The sequence below is a fragment of the Yoonia rosea genome (assembly GCF_900156505.1).
Classification (GTDB): Bacteria; Pseudomonadota; Alphaproteobacteria; order Rhodobacterales; family Rhodobacteraceae; genus Yoonia; species Yoonia rosea.
Genome location: NZ_FTPR01000005.1, coordinates 1 through 5,885 on the forward strand (window position 1 = coordinate 1; position 5,885 = coordinate 5,885).

At 52.1% G+C, this 5,885-nt stretch carries 3 tRNA genes and 3 rRNA genes; all 6 read right to left on the reverse strand.

The features are described from left to right. Positions 1-3: 3 nt before the first annotated feature. The 6 genes from B0B09_RS17570 to B0B09_RS17595 all read right to left on the reverse strand — a co-directional run bounded on the left by B0B09_RS17570 (position 4) and on the right by B0B09_RS17595 (position 5,456). Positions 4-80 (reverse strand) — tRNA-Met (locus B0B09_RS17570). Between the two features lie 163 nt (positions 81-243). Then, positions 244-358, reverse strand: a 5S ribosomal RNA gene (rrf, locus tag B0B09_RS17575). A 125-nt stretch (positions 359-483) separates the two neighbouring features. Beyond that, positions 484-3,315 (reverse strand): 23S ribosomal RNA (locus B0B09_RS17580). 328 nt (positions 3,316-3,643) lie between these two features. Beyond that, a tRNA-Ile gene (locus B0B09_RS17585) sits at positions 3,644-3,720 on the reverse strand. 30 nt (positions 3,721-3,750) lie between these two features. Next, positions 3,751-3,826 (reverse strand) — tRNA-Ala (locus B0B09_RS17590). Positions 3,827-3,992: 166 nt separating this feature from the next. Next, positions 3,993-5,456 (reverse strand): 16S ribosomal RNA (locus B0B09_RS17595). Together the 16S, 23S and 5S rRNA genes with 3 tRNA genes alongside form the textbook arrangement of a ribosomal RNA operon. Positions 5,457-5,885 lie beyond the last annotated feature (429 nt).

A 5,885-nucleotide genomic window follows, 5' to 3' on the forward strand; every position in this document is an offset into this window, starting at 1 on the left:
TGTTGGTTGCGGGAGTAGGATTTGAACCTACGACCTTCAGGTTATGAGCCTGACGAGCTACCGGGCTGCTCCATCCCGCGCTACCGTGTTGCAGTACCGAACAGGTGACCCTGATGCGGCGTTTGTGTTGATCAAACTCTCGAGGAGAGTTTGTCGCACAGGCGGTCTGCTCCATCCCGCGCATTAGCGCACCTCTGATTGTGTTGAGGTGCATCGTTAGAGAGATATTGTGCTTCTTATTAGGTTTGGCAATGACTTACTCTCCCACGCCTTAAGACGCAGTACCATCAGCGCTGCGGCACTTAACTGCCGAGTTCGGGATGGGATCGGGTGTTTTGCTCGCGCTATGATCACCAAACCAAAAAAGAAGCACAAAACATCAGCTAGCCATGTTTTCACATGACGCGTTGTTCCTTGATCATCGTATACTGATGATTGTGTGTGTATGAACTTTGATTTTTTCCAGTCTACCTATTACTGGATCAAATCAAGCCTATCGAGCAATTAGTACCAGTCAACTGAACGGCTTACACCGCTTACATCTCTGGCCTATCGACGAGGTGGTCTACCTCGGCTCTCAGGGATATCTTGTTTTGAAGGGGGCTTCCCGCTTAGATGCCTTCAGCGGTTATCCTGTCCGATCATAGCTACTCTGCACTGCCGTTGGCACGACAACAGATCCACCAGTGGATCGTTCACCCCGGTCCTCTCGTACTAGGGGCAACTCTTCTCAAATATCCTACACCCACGGAAGATAGGGACCGAACTGTCTCACGACGTTCTAAACCCAGCTCACGTACCTCTTTAAACGGCGAACAGCCGTACCCTTGGGACCTGCTCCAGCCCCAGGATGAGATGAGCCGACATCGAGGTGCCAAACGGTGCCGTCGATATGGACTCTTGGGCACCATCAGCCTGTTATCCCCAGCGTACCTTTTATCCGTTGAGCGATGGCCCTTCCACTCGGGACCACCGGATCACTATGGCCGTCTTTCGACTCTGCTCGACTTGTCAGTCTCGCAGTCAGGCTGGCTTCTGCCATTGCACTCAACGAGCGATTTCCGACCGCTCTGAGCCAACCTTCGCGCGCCTCCGTTACAATTTGGGAGGCGACCGCCCCAGTCAAACTACCCACCACGCAGGGTCCCGGACCCGGATAACGGGCCGCGGTTAGACATCAAGCAGAATAAGGGTGGTATCTCAAGGGAGGCTCCACAGAGACTGGCGTCCCTGCTTCAAAGCCTACCACCTATCCTGCACATACTGTGCCTGATGCCAATGCGAAGCTATAGTAAAGGTGCATGGGGTCTTTCCGTCTAACCGCGGGTATCCTGCATCTTGACAGGAAATTCAATTTCGCTGAGTCCACATTTGAGACAGCGGGGAAGTCGTTACGCCATTCGTGCAGGTCGGAACTTACCCGACAAGGAATTTCGCTACCTTAGGACCGTTATAGTTACGGCCGCCGTTTACCTGGGCTTCAATTCGGAGCTTGCACTCCTCCTTTTAACCTTCAGGCACCGGGCAGGCGTCAGACCCTATACGTCGTCTTGCGACTTCGCAGAGCCCTGTGTTTTTAGTAAACAGTCGCCACCCCCTGGTTTGTGCCCCCGCCCAAAAGTTGCCTTCTGAACGGGCCTCCTTCTCGCGAACTTACGGAGGTATTTTGCCGAGTTCCTTAAATGTGGTTCTCTCAAGCGCCTTGGTATTCTCTACCAGTCCACCTGTGTCGGTTTAGGGTACGATCTAGCGGAGGGCTATTTCCAGGAACCTCTCAGCAGCCTTCCCAATCCGATAAGGGAAAACAACCTTCGAGATCCGTCACATCCTCCTGGCCCAGGAATATTAACCTGGTTCCCATCGACTACGCCTTTCGGCCTCGCCTTAGGGGTCGGCTTACCCTGCTCAGATTAGCTTTAAGCAGGAACCCTTGGACTTTCGGCGAGGGAGTCTCTCACTCCCTTTGTCGCTACTCATGTCATCATTCTCACTAGTGATCTCTCCACCGGATCCCTCACAGGCCGGCTTCACAGAAAATTCCTTGCGTCCAATATCCCCGAAGGGATTAAGGACGCATGGAATTATGTCACACTACGCTCTGCTACCATGCAATAAATTGCATCCTAGACTTCGGCTCATGGCTTGAGCCCCGTTACATCTTCGCCGCAGGACAACTTATTTAGACCAGTGAGCTGTTACGCTATCTTTAAAGGATGGCTGCTTCTAAGCCAACCTCCTGGTTGTTTTGGTCGTCCCACCTGCTTTCCCACTTAGCCATGAATTAGGGGCCTTAGTCGTAGGTCAGGGTTGTTTCCCTCTCCACAACGGACGTTAGCACCCGCTGTGTGTCTGCCGGATAGTACTCCTCGGTATTCGGAGTTTGATTAGGATCAGTAAGGCTGTGGGCCCCCATTACCCATTCAGTGCTCTACCCCCGAGGGTATTCGTCCGACGCTCTACCTAAATAGATTTCGCAGAGAACCAGCTATCTCCGAGTTTGATTGGCCTTTCACCCCTAGGCACACCTCATCCCGACCTTTTTCAACAGGTGTGGGTTCGGACCTCCAGTAAGTGTTACCTTACCTTCATCCTGGACATGCCTAGATCACTCGGTTTCGGGTCTAATGCATCTAACTCAGTCGCCCTATTAAGACTCGCTTTCGCTGCGCCTACACCTAACGGCTTAAGCTTGCTAGATACACTAAGTCGATGACCCATTATACAAAAGGTACGCTGTCAGGCCGCATGGGCCCTCCAACTGATTGTAGGCGTTCGGTTTCAGGTACTGTTTCACTCCCCTCGTCGGGGTGCTTTTCACCTTTCCCTCACGGTACTGGTTCGCTATCGGTCAGTAAGGAGTACTTAGCCTTCGAAGGTGGTCCTCCGATGTTCAGACAGAATTTCACGTGTTCCGCCCTACTTAATACGTCCAATCATGCTTCATATACGGGGCTGTCACCCACTATGGCTGTGCTTTCCAACACATTCTATTCACACTCATGGCTCGGCTGGTCCCCGTTCGCTCGCCGCTACTAGGGGAGTATCTATTGATTTCCTTTCCTCCGGGTACTTAGATGTTTCAGTTCCCCGGGTTTGCTTTTGTAAACCTATGTATTCAGTCTACAAATACCTGGTTTACCTCATTATTAATTACCCCGAAGAGCAATAATAACAAAGTATCAGGTGGGTTGCCCCATTCAGAAATCCATGGATCAAAGCTTATTCTCAGCTCCCCATGGCTTATCGCAGAGTATCACGTCTTTCATCGCCTCTTACTGCCAAGGCATCCACCAAACGCCCTTTTCGCGCTTGATTTGATCCAGAAACAGTCAGACTGCTTCTGTGGGCCCACCCTTTTGTAAATCAAATGGGCCCTTAATCAAAATGCATACATTGCAGTGCTTGCCGCTGGTTCGCAACAAACACTGTTCGAGTAGTATTACTACTACTCCGGTTAGTGTACTTGACTTGGAACAAAATAGACTTGTTGGTCGAACCAACTGACATGTCCTTACGCGGACAGTCATCTATTCTGATGTTTTGTATCTCTCTAAACGATGTCAAATGATCCGAAGATCAAGTCGTCCGATTGGACGGCAAAGCAGCAAACTGCTTAACGGTCAAATCGTATGTCTTGGTGTGATGGTGGGTCGAGGAGGACTTGAACCTCCGACCTCACGCTTATCAGGCGTGCGCTCTAACCACCTGAGCTACCGACCCATCAAGGTCCGTAACCCAAAGGGTTACGCATGGTGGAGCGTATCGGGATCGAACCGATGACCCCCTGCTTGCAAAGCAGGTGCTCTCCCAGCTGAGCTAACGCCCCATTAGGTGCGTCCCACTCAACGTGGAACAAACTGAAGAGATATGAGGACGGCCTGGCTCTAGGTCACTTCCAAGGAACAGGAAGTGCCTGATATGCCGGCTTTGTTTGCCGGCTGCTAAGTGTTCCACGAACATGAACAAGTTCATGCTGCTAGGAACATCCTTAGAAAGGAGGTGATCCAGCCGCAGGTTCCCCTACGGCTACCTTGTTACGACTTCACCCCAGTCGCTGATCCTACCGTGGCCGCCTGCCTCCCCGAAGGGTTAGCGCAGCGTCGTCGGGTAGAACCAACTCCCATGGTGTGACGGGCGGTGTGTACAAGGCCCGGGAACGTATTCACCGCGTCATGCTGTTACGCGATTACTAGCGATTCCGACTTCATGGGGTCGAGTTGCAGACCCCAATCCGAACTGAGACATCTTTTGGAGATTAACTCACTGTAGATGCCATTGTAGCACGTGTGTAGCCCAACCCGTAAGGGCCATGAGGACTTGACGTCATCCACACCTTCCTCCCGCTTATCACGGGCAGTTTCCCTAGAGTGCCCAGCCGAACTGCTGGCAACTAAGGATGTGGGTTGCGCTCGTTGCCGGACTTAACCGAACATCTCACGACACGAGCTGACGACAGCCATGCAGCACCTGTCACTCGGCCACCGAAGTGGAAAACAGATCTCTCTGCCGGTCCGAGGATGTCAAGGGTTGGTAAGGTTCTGCGCGTTGCTTCGAATTAAACCACATGCTCCACCGCTTGTGCGGGCCCCCGTCAATTCCTTTGAGTTTTAATCTTGCGACCGTACTCCCCAGGCGGAATGCTTAATCCGTTAGGTGTGACACCGAAGGGCAAGCCCCCCGACGTCTGGCATTCATCGTTTACGGTGTGGACTACCAGGGTATCTAATCCTGTTTGCTCCCCACACTTTCGTACCTCAGCGTCAGTATCGAGCCAGTGAGCCGCCTTCGCCACTGGTGTTCCTCCAAATATCTACGAATTTCACCTCTACACTTGGAATTCCACTCACCTCTCTCGAACTCTAGACTGATAGTTTAGGAGGCAGTTCCAGGGTTGAGCCCTGGGATTTCACCCCCTACTTTCCAATCCGCCTACGTACGCTTTACGCCCAGTAATTCCGAACAACGCTAACCCCCTCCGTATTACCGCGGCTGCTGGCACGGAGTTAGCCGGGGTTTCTTTACCAGATACTGTCATTATCATCTCTGGCGAAAGAGCTTTACGACCCTAAGGCCTTCGTCACTCACGCGGCATGGCTAGATCAGGCTTGCGCCCATTGTCTAAGATTCCCCACTGCTGCCTCCCGTAGGAGTCTGGGCCGTGTCTCAGTCCCAGTGTTGCTGATCATCCTCTCAAACCAGCTATTGATCGTAGACTTGGTAGGCCATTACCCCACCAACTATCTAATCAAACGCGGGCCAATCCTTCTCCGATAAATCTTTCCCCCGAAGGGCGTATACGGTATTACTCTCAGTTTCCCGAGGCTATTCCGTAGAAAAGGGTATGTTCCCACGCGTTACTAACCCGTCCGCCGCTCACTCCGAAGAGTGCGCTCGACTTGCATGTGTTAGGCCTGCCGCCAGCGTTCGTTCTGAGCCAGGATCAAACTCTCAAGTTGAATGCATCTTACAATGCAATCCTTGACGTTCGAACCTCTGCACATCACCACTTGGCCTTACTGAAACCAAATGGCGTTTCTCTGTTTGTTGTGCTTCAGTAACCAAAGTTACCAGAAGCCGCCAAACAGTGAAGCTGACACTCTATCATCGGACCGAAATCCTAAGAGCGTTGATATACAGACGTCTGATCCATCGAACTGAACCAAACCGCCCACATATCTCTTCAGATATATCAATTTCAAACAGCGTAGAGACAAAAACCACCAGATGCGCCCTAAAGTCCTTGGCGCGCCCAGCCTGCATTATCTCTGTTTTTTCTTCTCCGCCTCGTTGCCCGTAAGCCCGTCTGGCGCCCCGTCAGCACTTGTAAGCGCCGCCGGTGAAGGGGGTTCTACGGTTACTCGAAGATACCCGCAACCCCTTTTTTC